The sequence below is a fragment of the Neptunomonas sp. ABH4_499 genome, from assembly GCF_056160565.1.
On record NZ_JBSWXK010000001.1, the window covers coordinates 298884 to 319756 of the forward strand.

Annotated in this window: 21 protein-coding genes and 1 tRNA gene; 14 read left to right on the forward strand and 8 right to left on the reverse strand. The window is 50.5% G+C overall.

The features are described from left to right. Positions 1-119 precede the first annotated feature (119 nt). Together ACXAF9_RS01375 and rpe are read right to left on the reverse strand one after the other, a co-directional pair. On the reverse strand, positions 120-776 hold the full coding sequence (locus tag ACXAF9_RS01375; protein ID WP_475069441.1) for an HAD family hydrolase: 657 nt from the start codon (positions 774-776) through the stop codon (positions 120-122). Then, entirely contained in the window at positions 770-1453 is a 684-nt protein-coding gene (gene rpe, locus ACXAF9_RS01380; protein ID WP_475069442.1) for a ribulose-phosphate 3-epimerase, read from the reverse strand. Before rpe ends, ACXAF9_RS01375 begins: the two co-directional genes overlap by 7 nt. A 103-nt stretch (positions 1454-1556) precedes the next feature. Between rpe and ACXAF9_RS01385 the strand changes: the two genes are divergently transcribed. Then, positions 1557-2768 (forward strand): DUF3530 family protein, encoded by a 1212-nt coding sequence (locus ACXAF9_RS01385; protein WP_475069443.1) that lies wholly within the window; start codon positions 1557-1559, stop codon positions 2766-2768. Positions 2769-2778: 10 nt separating this feature from the next. On the opposite strand, the gene djlA is transcribed toward ACXAF9_RS01385, so the two are convergent. Genes djlA through ACXAF9_RS01400 form a run of 3 tightly spaced genes read right to left on the reverse strand, consistent with a single transcriptional unit; the run spans position 2779 to position 5353 of the window. After that, on the reverse strand, positions 2779-3624 hold the full coding sequence (gene djlA, locus ACXAF9_RS01390) for a co-chaperone DjlA (RefSeq protein ID WP_475069444.1): 846 nt from the start codon (positions 3622-3624) through the stop codon (positions 2779-2781). A gap of 8 nt (positions 3625-3632) precedes the next feature. Next, complete coding sequence (gene murU / locus ACXAF9_RS01395; protein ID WP_475069445.1) at positions 3633-4313, reverse strand: N-acetylmuramate alpha-1-phosphate uridylyltransferase MurU; 681 nt, start codon at positions 4311-4313, stop codon at positions 3633-3635. After that, on the reverse strand, positions 4310-5353 hold the full coding sequence (locus tag ACXAF9_RS01400) for an aminoglycoside phosphotransferase family protein (RefSeq protein WP_475069446.1): 1044 nt from the start codon (positions 5351-5353) through the stop codon (positions 4310-4312). Before ACXAF9_RS01400 ends, murU begins: the two co-directional genes overlap by 4 nt. A 141-nt stretch (positions 5354-5494) precedes the next feature. On the opposite strand from ACXAF9_RS01400, the gene ACXAF9_RS01405 reads away from it, so the two are divergent. Genes ACXAF9_RS01405 through ACXAF9_RS01440 form a run of 8 tightly spaced genes read left to right on the forward strand, consistent with a single transcriptional unit; the run spans position 5495 to position 13710 of the window. Beyond that, positions 5495-7873: an LPS-assembly protein LptD gene (locus tag ACXAF9_RS01405; protein ID WP_475069447.1), complete on the forward strand. Its 2379-nt coding sequence runs from the start codon at positions 5495-5497 to the stop codon at positions 7871-7873. Then, positions 7857-9158, forward strand: coding sequence for a peptidylprolyl isomerase (locus tag ACXAF9_RS01410; protein ID WP_475069448.1), 1302 nt, complete (start codon positions 7857-7859; stop codon positions 9156-9158). The genes ACXAF9_RS01405 and ACXAF9_RS01410 overlap by 17 nt, the downstream gene beginning before the upstream one ends. A 2-nt stretch (positions 9159-9160) precedes the next feature. Next, positions 9161-10156 (forward strand): 4-hydroxythreonine-4-phosphate dehydrogenase PdxA, encoded by a 996-nt coding sequence (gene pdxA, locus ACXAF9_RS01415; protein ID WP_475069449.1) that lies wholly within the window; start codon positions 9161-9163, stop codon positions 10154-10156. Between the two features lie 20 nt (positions 10157-10176). Further along, positions 10177-10992 carry a 16S rRNA (adenine(1518)-N(6)/adenine(1519)-N(6))-dimethyltransferase RsmA gene (rsmA, locus tag ACXAF9_RS01420; protein ID WP_475069450.1) on the forward strand — a complete coding sequence of 272 codons (816 nt, stop codon included), beginning with the start codon at positions 10177-10179 and terminating at the stop codon, positions 10990-10992. Between the two features lies 1 nt (position 10993). After that, on the forward strand, positions 10994-11383 hold the full coding sequence (gene apaG / locus ACXAF9_RS01425; RefSeq protein ID WP_475069451.1) for a Co2+/Mg2+ efflux protein ApaG: 390 nt from the start codon (positions 10994-10996) through the stop codon (positions 11381-11383). 28 nt (positions 11384-11411) lie between these two features. Further along, entirely contained in the window at positions 11412-12224 is an 813-nt protein-coding gene (locus ACXAF9_RS01430; RefSeq protein WP_475069452.1) for a symmetrical bis(5'-nucleosyl)-tetraphosphatase, read from the forward strand. A gap of 30 nt (positions 12225-12254) precedes the next feature. After that, positions 12255-12572 (forward strand): thiosulfate sulfurtransferase GlpE, encoded by a 318-nt coding sequence (gene glpE, locus ACXAF9_RS01435; RefSeq protein WP_475069453.1) that lies wholly within the window; start codon positions 12255-12257, stop codon positions 12570-12572. A 10-nt stretch (positions 12573-12582) separates the two neighbouring features. After that, positions 12583-13710 (forward strand): tRNA nucleotidyltransferase/poly(A) polymerase-related protein, encoded by a 1128-nt coding sequence (locus ACXAF9_RS01440; RefSeq protein WP_475069454.1) that lies wholly within the window; start codon positions 12583-12585, stop codon positions 13708-13710. Between the two features lie 7 nt (positions 13711-13717). Here ACXAF9_RS01440 and folK read toward each other — a convergent pair whose 3' ends face one another. Genes folK through tsaD form a run of 3 tightly spaced genes read right to left on the reverse strand, consistent with a single transcriptional unit; the run spans position 13718 to position 15632 of the window. After that, positions 13718-14233 carry a 2-amino-4-hydroxy-6-hydroxymethyldihydropteridine diphosphokinase gene (folK, locus tag ACXAF9_RS01445; protein ID WP_475069455.1) on the reverse strand — a complete coding sequence of 172 codons (516 nt, stop codon included), beginning with the start codon at positions 14231-14233 and terminating at the stop codon, positions 13718-13720. After that, the gene (gene folB / locus ACXAF9_RS01450) at positions 14233-14592 is read right to left on the reverse strand and encodes a dihydroneopterin aldolase (RefSeq protein ID WP_475069456.1); all 360 of its coding nucleotides are present in this window, start codon (positions 14590-14592) and stop codon (positions 14233-14235) included. Before folB ends, folK begins: the two co-directional genes overlap by 1 nt. Positions 14593-14603: 11 nt before the next feature. After that, positions 14604-15632 (reverse strand): tRNA (adenosine(37)-N6)-threonylcarbamoyltransferase complex transferase subunit TsaD, encoded by a 1029-nt coding sequence (gene tsaD / locus ACXAF9_RS01455; protein ID WP_475069545.1) that lies wholly within the window; start codon positions 15630-15632, stop codon positions 14604-14606. Positions 15633-15813: 181 nt separating this feature from the next. Here tsaD and rpsU point away from each other — a divergent pair, with 181 nt between their 5' ends. From rpsU to ACXAF9_RS01480, 5 genes are all read left to right on the forward strand, one after another. Continuing rightward, positions 15814-16029, forward strand: coding sequence for a 30S ribosomal protein S21 (gene rpsU / locus ACXAF9_RS01460; RefSeq protein WP_475069457.1), 216 nt, complete (start codon positions 15814-15816; stop codon positions 16027-16029). Between the two features lie 72 nt (positions 16030-16101). After that, entirely contained in the window at positions 16102-16551 is a 450-nt protein-coding gene (locus tag ACXAF9_RS01465; protein WP_475069458.1) for a GatB/YqeY domain-containing protein, read from the forward strand. Between the two features lie 24 nt (positions 16552-16575). Next, complete coding sequence (gene dnaG / locus ACXAF9_RS01470) at positions 16576-18486, forward strand: DNA primase (RefSeq protein ID WP_475069459.1); 1911 nt, start codon at positions 16576-16578, stop codon at positions 18484-18486. A gap of 255 nt (positions 18487-18741) precedes the next feature. Further along, entirely contained in the window at positions 18742-20595 is a 1854-nt protein-coding gene (gene rpoD / locus ACXAF9_RS01475) for an RNA polymerase sigma factor RpoD (RefSeq protein WP_475069460.1), read from the forward strand. A gap of 66 nt (positions 20596-20661) precedes the next feature. After that, positions 20662-20738, forward strand: a tRNA-Ile gene (locus tag ACXAF9_RS01480). The last annotated feature ends 135 nt before the right edge of the window (positions 20739-20873 follow it).

Genomic DNA, 20873 nt, shown 5'->3' on the forward strand with positions numbered 1-20873 from the left:
TTTATCTCTTTAGCGTCTCTTTTAGCAGACACGCTATCGCGTTTTAAACAAACACCATTAACATCATAGGGTTAACGACGCCTGATTTGCGACACATAATAAGCGAAAACACCTACTAATTAAAACAGATCACTCAGCGATTCTACAATCCATTGTGCATTCAAAGGCTTACCGTGGTTATACCCATAGGGAACCCCACAAAACGCCACATTTGCAGCCTCTGCAGCGTATTGATCATTAACTGAATCCCCTATGAATAGGACATTTGTGTGATACAGATCAAATTTCCCAAGTGTTTCGATGATCGGCATGGGATCTGGCTTTTTCTTTGAAAAAGTGTCTCCGCAAACCCAACCTTCAAAATATTCATCAATTGAAACAGCTTGAAGAACAGGTAGCGTAAAAGCAGAAGGTTTATTCGTGACAACCATCAATCGAATCCCTAATGAACGAGCCTGATTTAAAAACTCGATCACACCAGGATACAGCACAAGACGCTCAGATAAACGATGCTGATAAGCCGCCAAAAAAGCGTTATAAGCCTCATCAAAAGACACATCCAGCGCCACCTGTGCTAAAGCCCGCTCAACAAGCTTAGAGGCGCCATTACCTACCCAGGCTCTGACCAGATCTTCATCCACCGGATCAACCGTCTGCAGCGCCAACATATCATTGATCGCGAGTGCCAAACTGGGGACGCTGTCCACCAGCGTCCCATCAAGATCCAGCATGATCAAATCAGGGAGGCATCCTCCCATGATTTTTTTGATCAGCACGTGATCGCACCCACTTTAGCTAGCTCCTCACGCATTTTTTGAATGGTGGCCGCATAATCTTCGGTATTAAAAATGGCAGAGCCTGCTACAAAAGTATCAGCGCCCGCTTCAGCCACTTCACGAATATTGCCAACACCCACACCGCCATCGACTTCAAGGCGAATATTGAAACCACTTTGATCAATGCGCTCACGTACCTGCTTAAGCTTATCCAAGGTTGTTGGGATAAATTTTTGGCCACCAAAACCTGGGTTTACCGACATCAAAAGAATCATGTCCAATTTATCCATCACATGATCCAAATAATGCAGTGGCGTTGCAGGGTTAAATACCAAGCCTGCTTTACAGCCACCATCTCGAATCATCTGCAATGAGCGATCGATATGCTCAGAAGCCTCTGGGTGAAACGTAATAAACGAAGCCCCTGCCTCAATAAAATCACCGATCATTCGATCCACAGGCTTAACCATCAGGTGAACATCAATCGGAGCTTTAATACCGTAGGTACGCAGCGCCTTACACACCATTGGACCAATCGTGAGGTTCGGAACATAATGGTTATCCATCACATCGAAGTGAACAATATCAGCACCCGCCGCCAGTACGTTTTCAACTTCTTCGCCCAAACGAGCAAAATCAGCAGACAGAATCGAGGGAGCAATTTTAAAATCGGACATATGTGAATACTCGCAATCTTGATCGGATAACCCAATCGATTTGATTAGGCGTTTCGACTTCTTAAAAATTTGCGGCTATTGTACCTTACCACCCGTTGATTGCATGACCGATTTGATGCGTTTTTATACACACCCCTTTTTATATACCGCTTTTTGCCTTCTGATCCTCAGTGGATACAGCCCAATTTCATGGTCTGAAGAAACCACCAATGAAGCTCCCGAGTCAGAAGAGCAAAGCGCAAACCAAGAAACCAGCACCGAAAGTGAACCTTTAATAATCCCCGAGCGCACGCTGCCTCACCCTCAGGCCTCGCGTTTTGACGCACTAGAGTCCGAACTCCGCTTAACCAGCGATCAAGAGTGGGTCGAGCTTGGCACCGACGCATTTACACCCAAGGGACTTCTAACCCTACACCGCAATAAAGTAGTTCGTGGCACTGTCCTGCTCTATCCCGACAGCGGAACGCATCAGGACTGGCCAAGAATTACACACGCCTTAAGAGAGCAATTGCCAACGACCGGATGGAACACCCTTGTATTACCGATCCCTAAGATCACAACACTGGATATACCCAAGCGCACCCTACCAACGCTTAAACTGATTCGCGTCGCGACTGAAGCGCCAGTAGAGACCCCCGAGGGTGAGAGTCAACCATCAGAATCGGTAAACGCGGAGGAGGTTAGCGAGAGCGAACAAGCCGACACCACGCCCACTGATGCGACCGAGGAGAACCTTGCACACACTCAAGAATCTTTAGAATCGGATAGCAGTGAATCGATTACAGGTGAGCAATTCACACTGGAGAACGTCTTTGCTTTAAACTCAAACCAGACGCTCGCTGCCATGCAACGAGCGCAAGCTTTGGGTGATTTCCCTATCGTGATTTTAGGCATTGGGGATGGCAGCGTTTGGGCCGCGAGAGCCGCGCAGACTTTGCAAAACCAAGCGCGAGTGTCCTTAATGATGATTGATCCAGCGCCGTTAAAAAACAGCGATCAAAACACCCTAAGCCTCATTGCCCAGCTTGATCTACCCGTTATGGACATTGACCTACCTAAATCGACGCAATCGAGGCTTTCAGAAAACACCCAAACTCAACAGCAGCGCCAAGCCATCGCAAACCGAGCCGACAAAGCGTTTTACCTAACCGCGCGCATTCCACAACAAGCTTGGTCTCGGAATCAAAGTGATTGGCTGGTTCGCTACATTGATGGCCGATTGCGGACATTAATCGCCATCGAACCCATTGAAGAAGTCGCACCAGACGGCCAAGCTCAACCTTTGAGCAACATACCGCCCGGAGGACAAGGATAGTGGTAATGGTCTAGCGCATCCCGCGGCTTTGTTTGACCCGGTCGTACGCGGACTGAATCTCTTGCGCTTTTTCTTTTGCCATCGCCATCATCTCTTCTGGCAAACCTTTGGACACCAGCTTATCGGGGTGATGTTGACTCATCAGCTTACGGTAGGCTTTTTTCACTTCGGCATCGGTTGAGCTCGCACTCACACCCAGTACGCCGTAGGCCTCCTCAAGCAATTGAGCTTCAGGCACATAGCCCGCCCCACCCGACTGACTGTGTTGATAATAAGACTGATGCGCTTGGACGCGCGCCATTAAAGCCATCATCTCTTCGGATGACATGCGTAGCGCCATGCAGATGTGACGAATGATGTCTAACTCAGGTTGTGACGCCTGACCATCCGCCATGGCCGCTTGAAGCTGGATCTCAACAAAGGCGATTTTGACCGCCGGCTGACGCTGCAACATGATGGATAGCGGTCTAAGTACCGCATCCAGATCACACTCGTCGGACTTACCTTCTGTGAAGTAAGCGATCGCTTCTTTTCGGCGCTCTTCGTTTAAGCGCATCTGATCCATGACCGCACGCGCGAATTGGATCTCACTCTCGGTGACCCGACCATCAGCCTTCGCAAGCTTCCCCATCGCCATAAAGGTCGCTTTAAAGAACAAAAGCTGGGGAGGCACGACATTTTTCAGGACCTTTTTTATCCCTCGCTGGATGAAAAACCCAATCGCACCGCCGATCACAATCGCCCAGACTTTACCGGTCAAAAGCCCAAGTACGGCACCGATGATAATCCCCTTTCGATAGGCGAAGATGGACTCGCCCACCGCTTGGCCTTTTTTTTCCGACTCTTGCTGACTCATAGCATCCCTTAAAACTGCTGCTCAATCATTTGCTCGGCCGATTGTAGGCGCTCAACAGTGCCAATATCAAACCAGAGTCCCGAATAATGCTCTCCAACAACCGCACCCTGCTTACAGGCGGCTTTTAAAAGCGGTCCCAATCGATGAGCCCCAGGTGTTAACCCATCAAATAAATGTGGGCTAAGTAGACTGATCCCCGAGAAGGTATAGCTGTGACGCTCATCCTGATCCGACAACACATGATCACCCACAAGCCCAAAATCCCCGTTCGGATTGTGCTCTGGGTTATCCACAAGCACCAAATGTGCAAGTTTACCCGGTGTTAGCTCATGACGCCGAAAGCCGTCATAGTCCGACCATACATCGCCATTGATTACCCAAAAGGTCTCTCCGTTTGGGCTTAACAAAGGTAAGGCTTTCAAAATACCACCAGCCGTCTCTAACGGCTCACCCTCTCGCGAGTAGGTAATATTAACGCCCCATCGTGCACCATCACCAAGCGCCTCTTCTAGCTTCTCACCCAGCCAAGCATGGTTAATCACAATGTCGTTAATGCCCGCTTTCGCCAAGCGTTCAATGTGATATTCAATCAAGGGCTTTCCCAATAGCGGGATCAAGGGTTTGGGGGTCGTCAAGGTTAAGGGGCGCATGCGCGTACCAAGCCCCGCCGCTAAAATCATCGCCCTCATCGTGCCGCCTCACATGCCGCTTGGGTCTTCTGTAGCCCTTGCTCAAAGACGGGCGACACAACACGGTCTAACCATGCTTTAAATGGGACTAACTCCGGGTATCGATTCGCAATATCCACAACATAGGCATACACAAGAGGTAGATCACTCAAATAGGCGGACTTGTGATCCCGCAGCGCCAAGCGACAAAAAATACCCAACACCTTGATGTGACGTTGAAGCCCCATCCAATCAAACCACTTCAAGAACTGATCGCCCGTTACCGACTCTGGGATAGCGCCATCCTTAAGCAGTGATTGATGAAACTTCGATACCCAAGATTCGACTTGCGCTCTTGGCCACGCGATGTAGCAATCTTTTAGAATCGAAACCAAGTCGTAGGTAATAGGCCCCACCACTGCGTCCTGAAAATCAATGATGCCAAGATCACCCGTTGGCAAACACATCAGGTTTCGACTGTGATAATCGCGATGCACACAGACCTTTGACTGCTGTAAGGCCGAGTCAATCAGCATTTGATACAGAGGCTCAAGCACCTCTAAGTCCGATTGTGCCAAAGGGCGCCCCAAAATAGCGGGGGCAAACCACTCATCCAGCAAACGCATCTCCCGCATCAGCATCAGCGCGTCATAAGTAGGCAGACCTTCAATCTGTACTTTCTGAATGGCCTGTAAGCTGTTTAAAGCTTTTGCATACCACGAATCAACCGAGGTGGCGTTCAGTAAAGGTAACAGCTGTTGATCTCCCAGATCTTCTAACAGCATGTATCCCTTAGTTAAGTCAGCATGATGAACCAGAGGCACATGGATACCATACGTTTTCAATGCCTTGGCAATGCGAACGAAGGGCTCTGAGTTTTCTTTGTCGGGAGGTGCGTCAACGGCTATGTAGTTGCGATGATCGTCGGCAGCCCGAAAATACCGTCGGAAACTGGCATCCCCCGAGACGGTGGACAACTGCCAACCTGAATCAAGCTCCAGCGTTTTAGCCGTACGTTTTGATTCAATCCACTCTTTTAAGCCATCGCGGCGTGGGTCCATTCTTCGGTTTCCTCTAGCACATCCAATAATGAATGTTTATTATTCCAGACTTTACGACTTAAACAACGATCCACTCGTTAATCCATGGACTGAATACCGTTTAAGTTTGAGTTTCACGATCGGCCCAATGGAAAACCCCGGATGCCTGTAAAGACCCGTTCTTTTCTGCCTTTGTTCAGCGCGTGTCTCTTTTATGTTCCTACCCTTGCAGTTGCCGAGGAAACCTCATCCTCTCTTCCCTGCTTGACGAACTTACCGAAAGAGTCGGCACAATGCGGATCTGCCAATGCGGCAGGCGTCACATCTGACTCGCCCTACCGTTCTGTGGACTGGTATCCCTACCCTGCAGGCACAGCTGGTATTTGTGCCGGTCGCTATGTCGACCCGACCGAGTGGGAAAAGGCCGAATCTGAAGACCAAGCACTGGATCAACCTGTCATCATCAATGCTGAAGAAGGGTTTTCAGATTTGGGTGATGCCGCTGTGCTCAAAGGCAGCGTAGACATCATGCAAGGCAATCGCCGTTTGCAAAGTGAAATGGCGACCTTTAACCAAGTCACTGGCGACATCACACTAGAAGGCGGCGCGACCTACCGTGAGCCTGGGTTATTACTGAAAGGCCAATCAGCACACGCTAATACTCAAACGCTGGTCACCACACTGAACGGTGCCCAGTACGTGATGCATGAGCGTCAGATTCGCGGCGATGTAGAAACCATCACACGTGAAAGTGATAACAAGATCCGGATCGTAGAAGGCACCTACACCCAATGCCCTCCGGGTGATGAGTCTTGGAAGCTGTCCGCAGGTGAGATTATTCTTGATCAAGAGACCGGCTTTGGCTTAGCCAAGCACGCATCACTAAAAGTAGGCAACGTCCCGATTTTATACTTGCCCTACTTTTACTTCCCGATTGATGATCGTCGTGTGAGTGGTTTTTTATACCCATCGCTTCGTTACAGCAGCGATGACGGCTCCGAAATCAATACGCCTTATTACTTTAATATCGCGCCACACATGGACGATACGCTCTCGCCAAGTTACATCGAAAAGCGCGGTATTTTGTTAGAAAACGAGTTTCGTTATTTAACCGAGCACACTCACAACACCCTGACAACGGCTTTTTTAGCCAGCGATAACGATTACGATGATCAAAACCGCTGGCTATTCTCTTTCGTGCAGCCGGCTCGCTGGTCGGAAAACATCACCTCTGAGATCAACTACATTCACGTCAGCGACGATGACTACATGGACGATCTATCGACCATGGCGGATTATGATGGCGATAGCCACTTAGGCCGAAAGGCCCTGCTGACCTACAATGAAGAGCTTTGGTCGGCAAATGCGTTGATTCAGGGATACCAGACGGTCGATGATGATGTAGAACGACCTTATCAGCGCCTACCTCAACTGACCTTTCAGGGTGACACCTCTGAAAAAGGCCGCCTGATCAATTACGCAGGCACCGCTCAGCTGACCCACTTTTATCGGAATAACAACGACTTAACAGGCATCGAGGCGGTTAACGGTACTCGCTTGCACGTTGAGCCCGAAGTCTACCTCAATTACAGCAAGCCTTGGTTCTATGTACGTCCAAGCTTGAAGCTCTGGGCAAGTCAGTACTCGCTATCGGAAACCGATGGCACCATCGAAGAAAATCCATCGACATTTGTGCCGATCGCAAGTCTAGATACCGGCCTCATCCTTGAGCGTCCGACTCATTTTGGTGAAAACGAGTACCGCCAAACCTTGGAGCCAAGACTGTTCGCACTCTATGTACCGTATGAGTCGCAACGCGATATCCCGGACTTTGACACCAAAGAATACAACTTCAATTACGATGCTTTGTTTCGCACCAATCGATTCAGTGGTTACGATCACATCGGCGATACCCAGCAACTCTCGCTGGGCTTAACCACACGCCTGTTTGACCCAATGGGCCGCGAAACCTTAAGCGCCAGCGTTGGACAGGCGTACTATTATGCTGATCGAAAAGTCACCTTGGACGATGACGAAAGCGACTTCGATACATCAAGCTCATCAGACATCGCCACTCAGGTGGTTTGGCGGGCCAACAAACGCGTTGATTTGTCGTTTGACGCGAACTTTGACCACTCAGCCTTCAAAAACACCGAACATAACTTATCGGTACGCTACCGTGCCGATGATAATCGCTTGCTGAACTTAAGCTACCGCTCAGCCGACGATAAGCGTGAACAAAGTACCGTGAGCTACCTCTGGCCCATCAATGAACGCTGGTCATCCCTTGGGGTTTGGCAGCGCAACTGGTTAGAGCAGGACGATGTGGATGTGGCCTTTGGTTTAGAGTACGAAAGCTGCTGCTGGAAGACACGAGTGGTGGCGCGCCATTGGCTCAAAGATAATGATGAAAAAGATTCGGCACTCTACGTCCAATTTGTACTCAAAGGACTCGGAAGCTTGGGCAGCGATGGCGGCTCAAACTTCATGGAAAAAATAACCGGTTTTAAACAGCGTGATGAAAATGATGATACCTTCTAGCACACGATTCACCTCGCCATTGAAATGGCTAACACTCGCAATTGCCGCCAGCACTTGCTCTGTCTCTCTTGCTGAGCCAGTGCTACTCGATGGCGTTGCCGCCATTGTTAATGACGATGTTGTGCTTGATTCCGAACTGAACCAACGTACAGAACTGATCGTAGAGCAGCTGCGCGCGCGCGGCCAGCGGATCCCGCCTGCCAACATCCTGAACACTCAGGTGATGGATCGTTTGGTCCTCGACAACTTACTGCTGCAATTAGCCGATCAACAAGGCATTCGTGTCACCGATAACCAGCTCAACGAAGCGATTCAATCCATCGCCGCTCGTAATGGCTTGACTGTGCAGCAGTTCCGCCAAGCCCTGATCGCTGAGGGGCGCGATTATGTATCGGCTCGCGAACAGATCCGTCGCGAAATGCTCATCAACCAAGTGCAGCAAAGCAACGTAAGCCGCCGTATTCGTGTCTCCGACCAAGAGGTTCAAAACTTCTTGAAGTCCGATCCAAACGCGCTAAGTCAGCCAGAACTGCTACTGAGCTTTATCTTGGTCGACATTCCGGAGCAAGCCACACCGGATCAGATTCAGCAATCCGAGGCGAAAGCGAACGCTCTGTTCGACACATTAAAAGACGGTGCTGACTTTGCAGAAACCGCCATTGCGGCCTCCAGCGCACCGAACGCTCTGAACGGAGGAGACCTTGGCTGGCGCCGAGCTTCCGAGCTACCAGAAGACATCGCCTCCGCCCTTAAAGGCTTAGAGCCAGGTCAGATCAGTGCGCCAGTGCGCTCACCGAGCGGATTTTACATCGTTCAATTGCGTGATAAACGCGGTGGCGATGTGCAGATGGTCAACCAAACCAAGGTTCGTCACATTCTGTTAAAACCGAGTGAGATTCGCTCGCCAGAACAAACCAAACGATTGATCGATTCGGTTTACCGACGCCTTCAAGGGGGTGAAAACTTTACCGAATTGGCTAAAGAACTCAGTGATGACTTGGGCTCAGGTTCCGAAGGCGGCGAGCTGGGCTGGGCACAGCCAGGTCAGATGGTGCCTGAATTTGAGCAGGCGATGAACAGCACGCCTGTGAACCAAATCAGCCAGCCGTTTGAAAGCCGCTTTGGTTGGCACATTCTTCAAGTAGAAGATCGTCGCCAGCAAGACATGAGCGACCAGATTTTAGAAAACCAAGCGCGCTCTTTACTGACCAAGCGCAAGTTCAATGAAGAACTCGCCAACTGGTTACGTGAGATCCGTTCCGAAGCTTACGTAGAAGTGAAGTAACCATGATTGCCCGTTTAGCCATTACCCCAGGAGAGCCCGCCGGCATCGGCCCGGATTTGGTACTCGCTATCAGCCAGCAATCGTGGCGCGATCAATTGATTGCCATCGGTTGCCCTGACGTGCTGGCTAAGCGCGCAACTCAGTTAGGTCTTAACATCACGCTAAAAACCTGGTCACCGGACATGCCCCGCGAAGCCTCTGAAGCAGGGTCGCTCTGGGTTTACCCCATTGCCACTAACGCCCCAGTTACAGCAGGTAAGTTGGACAGCGAAAATGGCCAATATGTGCTAGATACGTTAACGGCAGCGTGCGAAGGCTGCTTGTCCCAAACCTTTGATGCCATGGTCACCGCCCCGGTGCACAAGGGGATCATCAACGATGCGGGCATCCCTTTCAGTGGCCACACCGAGTTTTTAGAAGCGCTGACCCAAAGCGAAAAAGTGGTCATGATGCTGGCAACCGAAGGGCTAAAAGTGGCGTTGGTAACCACCCACCTGCCGCTTCGAGAGGTTGCCAATGCCATCACTGAAACGCGCCTTAACGAGATCATCAAAGCACTGCATCATGATTTAGTGCACGATTTTGGCCTACCTAAGCCTCGCATTTTGGTCTGCGGCCTTAACCCACACGCTGGCGAAGGCGGGCATATGGGCCATGAAGAGATCGACATCATCGAGCCGGTACTCGAACAGTGGCGTGCGAAAGGCGCCAATTTGATCGGCCCGTTACCGGCCGATACCTTGTTTACCGAAAAACACCTCAGCAAGTGTGACGCAGTACTTGCCATGTACCACGACCAAGGTCTTCCTGTGCTTAAGTACAAAGGGTTTGGGAATGCTGTTAACATCACCCTTGGCATGCCCATCATCCGCACATCGGTTGACCATGGCACCGCCCTTGGCCTTGCCGGTCTCGGCCAAGCCAACGATGGTAGCTTACGAGTGGCCATCCAATACGCCAGTGAAATGACACAGAACCGCCTCAATAAGACCAAATAACCAGTCGAATCAGATTACCTATGAGCTCAAAAAAACCGGCCATGCATAAGGCCCGCAAACGCTTTGGACAGAACTTTTTACAAGATCAGGCCATCATTCGTCAGATCATTCGCTCCATTGCGCCCCACCCAACAGATCATATGGTAGAGATTGGTCCAGGTCTTGGCGCATTAACAGAAGAGATTCTGGATGAAGCCGGCGCACTGGACGCGATCGAGCTCGACCGTGACCTGCCACCCATTTTGCGCACTAAGTTTTTCCGATTTGGCGATAAATTCCGCATCTTCGAAACCGATGCGATGAAGTTTAATTTTGGCACGCTTCGCGAAGATGACGATCGACTGCTGCGGGTTGTGGGTAACTTGCCTTACAACATATCGACCCAGTTGATTTTTCATTTGCTCAGCCACAACGGAGATATTTTGGACATGCACTTTATGCTCCAAAAGGAGGTTGTGGATCGCTTAGCCGCTCAGCCGGGCGATAATCACTACGGCCGACTGGGCATCATGGCGCAATACTACTGCAAGGTAGAGCCTCTGTTTATCGTTCCGCCTGAAGCTTTTGATCCGGTTCCTAAAGTGGACTCGGCGATCGTCCGACTGACGCCATATCAGACGCTGCCACAAACCGCTAAATCGGTAGAAACGCTGGAAAAAGTGGTCAAGACGGCATTTACCATGCGTCGCAAAACCTTACGGAATAATTTGAAAGAGCTGATCAGCCCCGATATCCTTGAAAGCTTAAACGTGGACCCAGGTTTACGACCTGAGCGTTTAGAATTAAGCGATTTCATTAAAATCGCTGATTGGCTGACGGATAACAAGGGTAGTTAACGTGCAAGAGATAAGACCTTCCGAACACGACATTAAGATCAATGTCATTACACGTTTCTTACCGGACCAGTCGGACCCGGAAGCGCATCGTTTTGTGTTCTCCTACGAGATCACCATTCGCAATCAATCCCAAAGCCCGGTTCAATTACTGAGCCGCCGCTGGATTGTTACCGATGGCAACGAACACGTACAAGAGATCGAAGGTGAAGGCGTTGTGGGTGAACAGCCGGTCATACAACCGGATGATCAGTACCAATACACCAGCGGCACGGTGTTGGCGACCCACGTTGGCAGCATGTATGGTTATTACCTGATGGAAACCTCAAGCGGCGAGCAATTCAAAGCTCCGATCGCCCCGTTCACATTGGCGCAGCCCAACGCGCTGCACTGACCACCCTTCATGCATTTCGGGTTCTGACATGGCAACGTATGCAATTGGTGATATTCAAGGCTGCTTAACGGAACTTAAGCAGCTTCTTACACAGCTTAACTTTACCGACAGCGATACGCTCTGGTTGTGCGGCGACCTGGTCAACCGAGGCCCCGAATCACTGGAAACGCTGCGTTTTATTAAAGACATAGGCCCACAAGCCAAATGCGTCCTAGGCAATCACGATCTGCATCTACTGGCCGTGCATTTTGGGGTTACCAAACCTAAGCGTTCCGACACGATAGAAGACATTTTAAACGCACCGGATCGTGATGCGTTGATGGACTGGTTATTAACCCTGCCTTTAATGCACTATGACCCTAAGCGTGCGCTTTATATGGTGCATGCAGGTCTCCACCCACACTGGAGCATTCCACAAGCACTCACCCTATCCCAAGAGGTACAGAGCGCTTTACACGAAGACCCTCTGCCTTACTTTCAGCACATGTACGGCAACGAACCTGCCCAATGGTCTGATACGCTATTGGGGACAGACCGGTTACGAGTCATCACCAACTACTTTACCCGCATGCGTTTTTGCTCGCCCAGTGGGAAGTTGGAATTTGCATCAAAAGAGGGACTCGATAGCCAGCCCAAAGGCTTTGCCCCATGGTTTCAGATCCGGGAACAGCATTGGCCAAATGAAACTTGTGTGTTTGGCCACTGGGCCGCCTTGGAGGGCAAAACCGGGTCGGATCATTTCCAAGCATTGGATACAGGCTGTGTCTGGGGAGCCGCCCTTACGGCATTAAACCTGGACACTCTCGAGCGAACCTCCGTCCCCAGCCAGCAACGCGCGTAAGACTGCGCTTACATTTTTTAGAGGTACTCTATGAGCCAATACCGCTGCATATCCATCCCAGAAGCCCTAGAGCTGATGGAACAAGGCGCTGTCATCGCTGACATTCGCGACCCTCAAAGTTTTGCCGCCTCCCGAATTGAAAAGGCGGTTCATTTAAGCAATGACAACCTTGAGCAAGTGCTTAGCGAATGGGATTTTGAAACACCGGTCATTGTTTGCTGCTATCACGGTATCAGCAGTCAAAACGCCGCCGCCTTCTTGGTTGAACGCGGATTTGAGGACGTCTCAAGCCTTAATGGTGGTTTTGAAGAGTGGCGCGTGAGCCAGCCCGAAAAAGTCGAATCTTAAGAGAGCCATCATGAAAGCCTACTTGGTTGGCGGTGCCGTCAGAGACACCTTATTGAAATACCCAGTCTACGATAAAGACTGGGTCGTCGTTGGCGCGACACCCAAGGAGATGCAAGAAAAGGGGTTCAAGCCGGTAGGTAGTGACTTCCCTGTCTTTCTGCATCCCGATACCAAAGAGGAATATGCCCTGGCGCGAACCGAGCGGAAAAATGGCAAAGGCTATAACGGCTTTGATTATTATGCTGCACCCGATGTGACCTTAGAAGAAGATCTCTCCCGTCGCGATTTAACCATCAACGCCATGGCAATGGACCAAGACGGCAAACTGGTTGACCCTTACGGTGGCCAGCTCGACTTAGAACAGCGATACCTTCGGCATGTCTCAGCCGCCTTTGAGGAGGACCCGCTTCGCGTCCTTCGTGTGGCTCGCTTCGCTGCCCGATATGCCCATTTAGGCTTTACCGTGGCAGACGAAACCCTAGAGTTGATGCGAAAGATCAGCGACAGCGACGAGCTTCTACACCTAACAAAGGAGCGCATCTGGCAAGAGATGTTTCGCGCACTCGGTGAACGCTCCCCACTTGTCTTCTTTAAAGTGCTCAATGATGCCGGAGCCACCGCGAGCCTTTTTCCAAGACTCGCACCAATTGGCGATATCAACCGAGAAGCCACACCTGACTCCCTGTTTGATGGGTTTTCAGCTACAGAGCGTTTGGCCGCACTGATCACCGCTTACCTCAAGGAGGAAAGCCATGATGACGTCGAAGCCCTGTGTCGCGATTTGAAAATGCCCAACGCCACACGGGAAGCGATCTGTTTAAGTCATCGTTGTGCACATCACTTACTGGCATGGTCATCACTGGACGCCCATGACCAACTGAGCGTCTTACAAGCGCTTGATGCCGAGCGAAAACAAGAGCGCTTAACCGAGGTGATCAACACGACACGTTTGGTGAACGCATTACAAAGGGATAAGGTCGACACTGCGTTTGAACAAGACATCGATACATCACTTCAAGCGATTCAATCGGTCGATGTGCAGAGCGTCATTCAGGATGGGCATAAAGGCAAAGCGATTCGAGAGGAGCTGATCCGTCGTCAAATCGCCTCATTGGAAAATACGCACAACTCGCGCTGAGCGCCTTTTAAACAGTGCTTGAGATCAAGCGTCCTTGCCAGCGAAACTCAACTGGGGCTAAGACCTGTTGAGTTTTATCGTAACGCGACCACAAAATACGGTAGATCTCTTTGCTGATCGGGTGCGCTTCATTAGGGGCTATTTCGGCCAGCGGCCACAAGACAAAGGCGTTATAGAGTATTTCGCCACGAGGCAGCTCAACCCCATCGATCAAGCCGATGCAATCATCATAGGTTAAGATATCCACATCTAAGGTGCGTGGCGCAAATTTTGGCCCGCCGCGTTTTCGACCGTTTCGATCCTCAAGGCGCTTCAACCATCGTGACAGCTCGCCGACACTCCAATCCGTTTCAAGGCCAACCACCAAGTTTAAGAACGCACTGCCCTTAAATCCGACCGCTTCGCTCTCATAAACCGACGATATCGACATCGAACCAAACGCGTCCTGCAGTGCATTCAGCGCTGCGGTAATATGCTGATAACGATCGATATTACTGCCAAGGCTTAGGTAAACCTGCGCCATTAATGAAACTCTCCGCGAATGATCTTGACCCCGACACCGCGCGCCTGCTGGATGGCATCAGGCTTAGTGACTTTCACAGAAAGCCCAGACACATTGAATTCATTCATGATCAGTTGCGCGATCTCTTCGGCCATGGTTTCAACCAATAAAAACTCACTGGCCTCGATAAACTCAATCAAACGATCACACACCGATTTGTAATTTAACGTGTGATCAATCTCTTCGTGCTGTGCCGCTAAGCGAATGTCGGTTTTCATTTCGACATCTAAAATCACTCGCTGGCGTATTTCGCGCTCCCAATCATAGATACCGATGACGGTTTCAATGGTCAGACCTTCAATAAACACTGTATCGTTCATGCGGATTCCTATTAGACGCTTGGTAGCATTTCCATTGGCCAACGCGGCTTGGCTTCAATCACAAGATCACTCTGCTGCCCCGCGAGCAAACGCTGACAACCGGCGTAAGCGATCATAGCGCCATTATCGGTACAAAACGCTGGGCGCGCGTAATAAAGTGTTGCTTTCTCTTTTTGCATCACCTCTTCAAGGCGCTCCCGAAGGCGTGTATTGGCACTGACGCCGCCTGCAATAATCAGCTGCTTAAGGCCAGTGTGTTGCAAAGCACGACGGCACTTAATCGCCAAGGTTTCAACCGCCGCCTCTTCAAATGCACGAGCAATGTCGGCTTTGTCTTGATCACTGATCACGCCATCATCACCGGTGTGCGCTGTAATGGTGTTCAGCGTGAAGGTTTTTAAACCGGAGAAACTAAAATCCAACCCGGGGCGGTCGGTCATCGGGCGCGGGAATTTAAAACGACCATCGGTGCCCAGCTGAGCCAATTTGGCAATGAGCGGACCACCTGGGTAATCGAGCCCCAGCATCTTCGCAGCTTTATCGAACGCTTCACCTGCGGCATCATCCAGCGACTCACCCAGTAACTCATACTCACCGATACCGGTCACTTTGACCAACTGGGTATGACCACCACTGACCAATAGCGCCACAAAAGGAAACGCTGGCGGTGACTCCTCCAACATCGGGGCCAGAAGATGACCTTCCATATGGTGCACACCGATGGCAGGAACCCCCCAGGCCATGGCCAACGAACGCCCCGTCGACGCCCCCACCATTAACGCACCCACTAGACCGGGGCCGGAGGTATAAGCAATGGCATCGATATCGGATGATGTCAGATTGGCTTCAGACACGACCTGACGAATCAATGGCAAGAGCTTACGAACGTGATCACGGGAGGCCAACTCAGGCACCACACCGCCATACTCGGCGTGCATTTTCACCTGACTGTATAACGCATCGCCCAGCAGCCCTTTGTCACTGCTGTAAATGGCAACACCGGTCTCATCACAGGAGGTCTCAATCCCCAAAACATTCATTCGCACGGTCTCTGCATCTGGATAGATTACTTGAGCGCGCATTATCCCTGAAAAAACGCGCAATTTCACGACAGATTCTTTGACAAAATATGAGCGGATGAATAGAATTTTGCACCTTATTCGAAATGGGTCGAATAAATCTGCTCACTATTGAGCTCTACTCACACCATCAGGAGGCATCATGCCAGCTGTTAAAGTTAAAGATAACGAGCCATTTGACGTTGCTCTGCGTCGTTTCAAACGTTCTTGCGAAAAAGCAGGTATTTTGGCAGAAGTTCGTAAGCGCGAATTCTACGAAAAACCAACATCTGTTCGTAAGCGTAAAGCGGCGGCGGCTGTTAAGCGTCACGCTAAAAAAGTTCAACGTGAAGCGTCTCGTCGCGTTCGTTTGTACTGATTGATTAGCAACGTAAACACGATCATTTAATTCACATTTTTTGGGCGAACCCACTCGATACAGGTTATTAGCATGTCAGATCTGAAAAAACAGATTACTGAAGCACGTAAAGAAGCCATGCGCTCCGGCGACAAAGAGCGACGTAACACCGTCAGCTTGATTTTGGCAGACATCAAACGCGTAGAAGTAGACGAGCGTATCGAACTGGATGACACACAAGTTTTAGCGGTATTGGACAAAATGTCCAAGCAGCGCAAAGACTCGATTGCCCAATATGAAGAAGCGGGCCGCACCGATCTTGCGGACACTGAGCGACAAGAGCTGGAGGTGATTAAAACTTTCTTGCCGCAACCGCTAACCAATGAAGAAATTACCACACTGATTTCCGATGCCATCAGCCAATCTGGCGCTGCTGGCATGCAAGACATGGGTAAAGTGATGGCCGTTTTGAAGCCAAACCTACAAGGCCGTGCCGACATGGGCGCTGTTTCTGGATTGGTTAAGGCTCAACTGGCCAAATAATCCCACCACCCGTGCGGAGAGAGCATGGCAGGCCGTATACCTCAAAGCTTTATAGACGACCTGCTTGCACGCGTTAACATCGTTGACGTTATCGACGGACGCGTAAAACTCAAGAAAGCCGGAAAAAACTACTCCGGCCTATGCCCTTTCCACCAAGAAAAATCCCCCTCTTTTTCCGTAAGTCCGGATAAACAGTTCTATTACTGCTTTGGCTGTGGTGCCGGCGGTAATGCAATTGGTTTTTTAATGGAGTACGAGCGACTCGAATTTCCACAAGCCGTGGAAGAGGTCGCCAAAATGGTGGGGGTCGATGTTCCCAAAGATGAGAGCATCAAAAACCGCCGCCCCGAGCACAAAGCCCAATACCAAATTTTAGAAGAAGCCAACGACTTCTTTCAGCTGCAACTGCGCTCACACGCACAAAAAAACGACGCCATTAACTACCTTAAAAAACGCGGTTTGACCGGCAAGGTCGCTCAGTTTTTTGGCATTGGTTACGCCCCACCTGGATGGAGCAACCTACTGGATGGCGTAGGCTCTAACAGTGAGAAAGCCAACCTGCTGGAACTGAGCGGCATGCTGATACGCCACGAAGAGAAAGACTCTCTTTATGACCGCTTCCGCCATCGTATTATGTTTCCGATACGCGATGTACGCGGCCGAGTGATTGGCTTTGGCGGGCGAGTTCTTGGAGATGACAAGCCTAAATACCTTAACTCACCAGAAACCGAGACCTTTCATAAAGGTCGGGAACTGTACGGCCTGTATGAAGCCCGCAAACTGACACAACGCCTTGAACGGATTGTCATCGTTGAAGGCTATATGGATGTAATCAGTCTTGCGCAGTTCGGTATCACGTATTCTGTGGCCACACTCGGCACCGCCACAACCGAACACCACCTAGAGCGGCTATTCAAAACCGTCTCGGAGATCATTTTTTGCTTTGATGGGGATGCAGCAGGACGAAAAGCCGCCTCACGCGCCCTTGAAACCGCCCTCCCCGTCATCAAAGATGGGCAAGAAGCGAAATTCCTCTTTTTACCTGATGGCGAAGACCCCGACACTCTAGTGCGAAACGGTGGTGCAGATGCGTTTGAGCAGCAGCTTAGAGAAGCCCTGCCACTATCGGAGTTTTTCTTTAAGAGCCTGTCAGAACAAAGCGACATGACCAGCATCGATGGCCGCGCCCGCTTCAGTAGCCAAGCTTTACCCATGATACAAAAAATGAAACCCGGGATACTTAAAGAGATGATGTTCGAGCGCATCAGCGAGGTAACAGGCTTAACGGCGGATCAGATCAACAGCACTATACAGCTGACCCAGCCAAAAGCACCGTCAGAATCTCCCGCCTCAGCAGCTCCCACCCATGAGGCACCCGAGGGGTATGAAGACTACCCAAGTTACGATGACCACCCCATCCCATATACGGATGAGGAGCACTATCGTGGTCACGAGCCAACCAAAGGGCGTACTGAGCGCAAGCCGCACAACAAACCGGCAGGTCAATCCAGCAGCAACGCACTGTCACTTTGCGCTCATTTGATCTCATTGCTACTGCATGAACCCAAGCTCGTGAAGCTTGCGGAAAACAACCTTCCTCCCGTTCAGGACTTGCAAGACCCTCAAGCCACCCTACTCCATGAGCTATTGGGTTATTTGATCGAGCACGGCGAAAAACCGCTACCCTTTATTTTGGTCGATTGGCGCGACGATGATCACCTGTCAGGCCACCTAGTAGCCTTGAGCGAAATCTCACGTCTCGACCCCATACTGACTGGCGACCCAGGACGGTTATTTTTGGATGCATGGAAACGCCTTACCGCCCGCTGCCAAGAAGTGGAGCTGAGCAAACTGCAAAAACGACCGCTTTCAACCCTGTCTCAAGATGAGAAAAAGCGACTTGCTGAGCTACTTACAGCCTGCAAACGACCTTAATTTTTGCCCGCACCTTGAAAAATCACGCGGCGCCCACATTATTCCGATAACACAGCTCAAGCCCATTGTTCCCTTTTAGTAACACTTTGTATCAGCGATTCGTCATCGCTTGTCCCGCAATATGTCCAAGTTGAACTAAACTTGAGCAGAAAGTAGGCTCCAACTTGGGCTTTGGGTAGCAAAAAATCGCCCTTAGCGTTATAATATCGCGCTTACTTTTTTGTAGTCTCTTAATCGCATCATTGTAGGACATCTATGTCAGATACCTCGCAGCAGCAGCAATCTCGTCTTAAAGAATTGATCGCCCGCGGTAAGGAACAGGGTTACCTCACGTACGCCGAGGTAAACGATCACTTACCTGAGGATATTGCCGATCCAGATCAGGTAGAAGACATCATTCGAATGATCAACGACATGGGCATCAGTGTTTCCGAGGAAGCTCCGGACGCTGAAACCCTGTTGATGACTGAAGGCGACTCAGCAGAAGACGCAGACGAAGATGCCGTTGCCGCGCTTGCCGCAGTGGAATCCGACGCTGGTCGTACAACCGACCCGGTGCGCATGTACATGCGCGAGATGGGTACCGTAGAACTGCTGACCCGCGAAGGCGAAATCGACATCGCTAAACGAATCGAAGAAGGTATTCGTGAAGTCATGTCGGCCTTGGCACACTTCCCAGGTTCAGTTGAAACCATCCTTGAAGCGTACAACACCACTCTTCAAGAAGAAGGCCGCCTAAGCGACATTTTCAGCGGTTACATCGACCCTGACACCAGCGACTTCGTACCACAATCCGACGCGGAGCCTGTTGCCGAGGAAAAAGACGATTCCGATGACGATGATGAAGACGAAGAAGATGGCAACAACGACAGTGATGATGACGATGACGGCGATCGCGGCCCAGACCCGGAAGAAGCCCGTCAACGCTTTACACTGCTGAACGAAAAACTGGTTGCTCTGCATCTCGCGGTTGAAAAAGCAGGCCGCAACTCGGCTGACTACAATGCCGCTTTTGAAGAGCTTGCCGCTTCGTTTTCGCCAATCAAGCTTTCACCACGCTATTACGACTTCCTCGTTGAGCGTGTACGCGAATTCATCGACCGCATTCGCCAACAAGAGCGCACCATCATGCGCATCTGTATTCAGCGTTGCGGCATGCCACGTAAATTCTTCATTCAGGAATTCCCGGGCAACGAAACTGATCCAAAATGGTTAGAAGACCTTGCGGACAGTTCCGAAAAATTTGCAGACGGCATTCGTGCTAACCTGCCTGATCTTCAGCGAGCTCAACGCAAGCTGGTTCAGATCGAAGAAGATGCGATGATCACCCTGAGTGACATCAAAGAAGTTAACCGCCGCATGTCGATCGGTGAAGCACGCGCTCGTCGTGCCAAGAAAGAGATGGTTGAAGCCAACCTTCGTCTGGTTATCTCGATCGCCAAGAAATACACCAACCGAGGTTTGCAATTCCTGGATCTGATCCAAGAAGGCAACATCGGCTTGATGAAAGCGGTGGATAAGTTTGAATACCGTCGTGGTTACAAGTTCTCCACGTACGCCACTTGGTGGATTCGTCAGGCCATTACCCGCTCGATTGCCGACCAAGCACGTACGATTCGTATCCCGGTTCACATGATCGAGACGATCAACAAGTTGAACCGTATCTCTCGCCAAATGTTGCAAGAGATGGGTCGCGAGCCGCTTCCAGAAGAGCTGGCTGAGCGCATGGAGATGCCTGAAGATAAGATCCGTAAGGTATTGAAGATCGCTAAAGAGCCGATTTCGATGGAAACACCGATAGGCGACGACGAAGATTCAAGCCTTGGCGACTTTATTGAAGACGTTAACCACACGTCACCAGTGGAATCAGCAACCGGCGAAGGCCTGCGCGAAGCCACTCGTGAAGTACTTTCTGGCCTAACAGCACGTGAAGCCAAAGTACTGCGTATGCGTTTCGGTATCGACATGAACACTGACCACACACTCGAAGAGGTGGGTAAGCAGTTCGACGTTACCCGTGAGCGTATCCGTCAGATCGAAGCGAAAGCGCTACGCAAACTGCGTCACCCAAGCCGCTCAGACCACCTGCGTAGCTTCCTCGACGAATAAACTTCTGCAATAAATTCAAGCTATTGCGCCAATCATACTGAATCGGTATGATTGGCGCCTCTTCTAGGGCCTATAGCTCAGTTGGTTAGAGCAGAGGACTCATAATCCTTTGGTCGCAGGTTCGAGTCCTGCTGGGCCCACCACTGAAAACTTCCTTTGATTTCAATTGATTGAGAACCATTCTCAATCATACCTTCGTACACTGACTAACTCCTTCATAAGTCGAATTTTTTTACAATAAAACCCTCCTTTTCGACAGAATATTACGTACAATGAGT

Bases quoted from the DNA above. Each gene is read 5' to 3' on its own strand.
- rpe (WP_475069442.1), bottom strand. From the start codon at position 1,453: ATGTCCGATTTTAAAATTGCTCCCTCGATTCTGTCTGCTGATTTTGCT.
- ACXAF9_RS01385 (WP_475069443.1), top strand. From the start codon at position 1,557: ATGACCGATTTGATGCGTTTTTATACACACCCCTTTTTATATACCGCT.
- djlA (WP_475069444.1), bottom strand. From the start codon at position 3,624: ATGAGTCAGCAAGAGTCGGAAAAAAAAGGCCAAGCGGTGGGCGAGTCC.
- murU (WP_475069445.1), bottom strand. From the start codon at position 4,313: ATGAGGGCGATGATTTTAGCGGCGGGGCTTGGTACGCGCATGCGCCCC.
- ACXAF9_RS01400 (WP_475069446.1), bottom strand. From the start codon at position 5,353: ATGGACCCACGCCGCGATGGCTTAAAAGAGTGGATTGAATCAAAACGT.
- ACXAF9_RS01405 (WP_475069447.1), top strand. From the start codon at position 5,495: ATGCCTGTAAAGACCCGTTCTTTTCTGCCTTTGTTCAGCGCGTGTCTC.
- ACXAF9_RS01410 (WP_475069448.1), top strand. From the start codon at position 7,857: ATGATGATACCTTCTAGCACACGATTCACCTCGCCATTGAAATGGCTA.
- pdxA (WP_475069449.1), top strand. From the start codon at position 9,161: ATGATTGCCCGTTTAGCCATTACCCCAGGAGAGCCCGCCGGCATCGGC.
- rsmA (WP_475069450.1), top strand. From the start codon at position 10,177: ATGAGCTCAAAAAAACCGGCCATGCATAAGGCCCGCAAACGCTTTGGA.
- ACXAF9_RS01430 (WP_475069452.1), top strand. From the start codon at position 11,412: ATGGCAACGTATGCAATTGGTGATATTCAAGGCTGCTTAACGGAACTT.
- glpE (WP_475069453.1), top strand. From the start codon at position 12,255: ATGAGCCAATACCGCTGCATATCCATCCCAGAAGCCCTAGAGCTGATG.
- ACXAF9_RS01440 (WP_475069454.1), top strand. From the start codon at position 12,583: ATGAAAGCCTACTTGGTTGGCGGTGCCGTCAGAGACACCTTATTGAAA.
- folK (WP_475069455.1), bottom strand. From the start codon at position 14,233: ATGGCGCAGGTTTACCTAAGCCTTGGCAGTAATATCGATCGTTATCAG.
- folB (WP_475069456.1), bottom strand. From the start codon at position 14,592: ATGAACGATACAGTGTTTATTGAAGGTCTGACCATTGAAACCGTCATC.
- tsaD (WP_475069545.1), bottom strand. From the start codon at position 15,632: ATGAATGTTTTGGGGATTGAGACCTCCTGTGATGAGACCGGTGTTGCC.
- rpsU (WP_475069457.1), top strand. From the start codon at position 15,814: ATGCCAGCTGTTAAAGTTAAAGATAACGAGCCATTTGACGTTGCTCTG.
- ACXAF9_RS01465 (WP_475069458.1), top strand. From the start codon at position 16,102: ATGTCAGATCTGAAAAAACAGATTACTGAAGCACGTAAAGAAGCCATG.
- dnaG (WP_475069459.1), top strand. From the start codon at position 16,576: ATGGCAGGCCGTATACCTCAAAGCTTTATAGACGACCTGCTTGCACGC.
- rpoD (WP_475069460.1), top strand. From the start codon at position 18,742: ATGTCAGATACCTCGCAGCAGCAGCAATCTCGTCTTAAAGAATTGATC.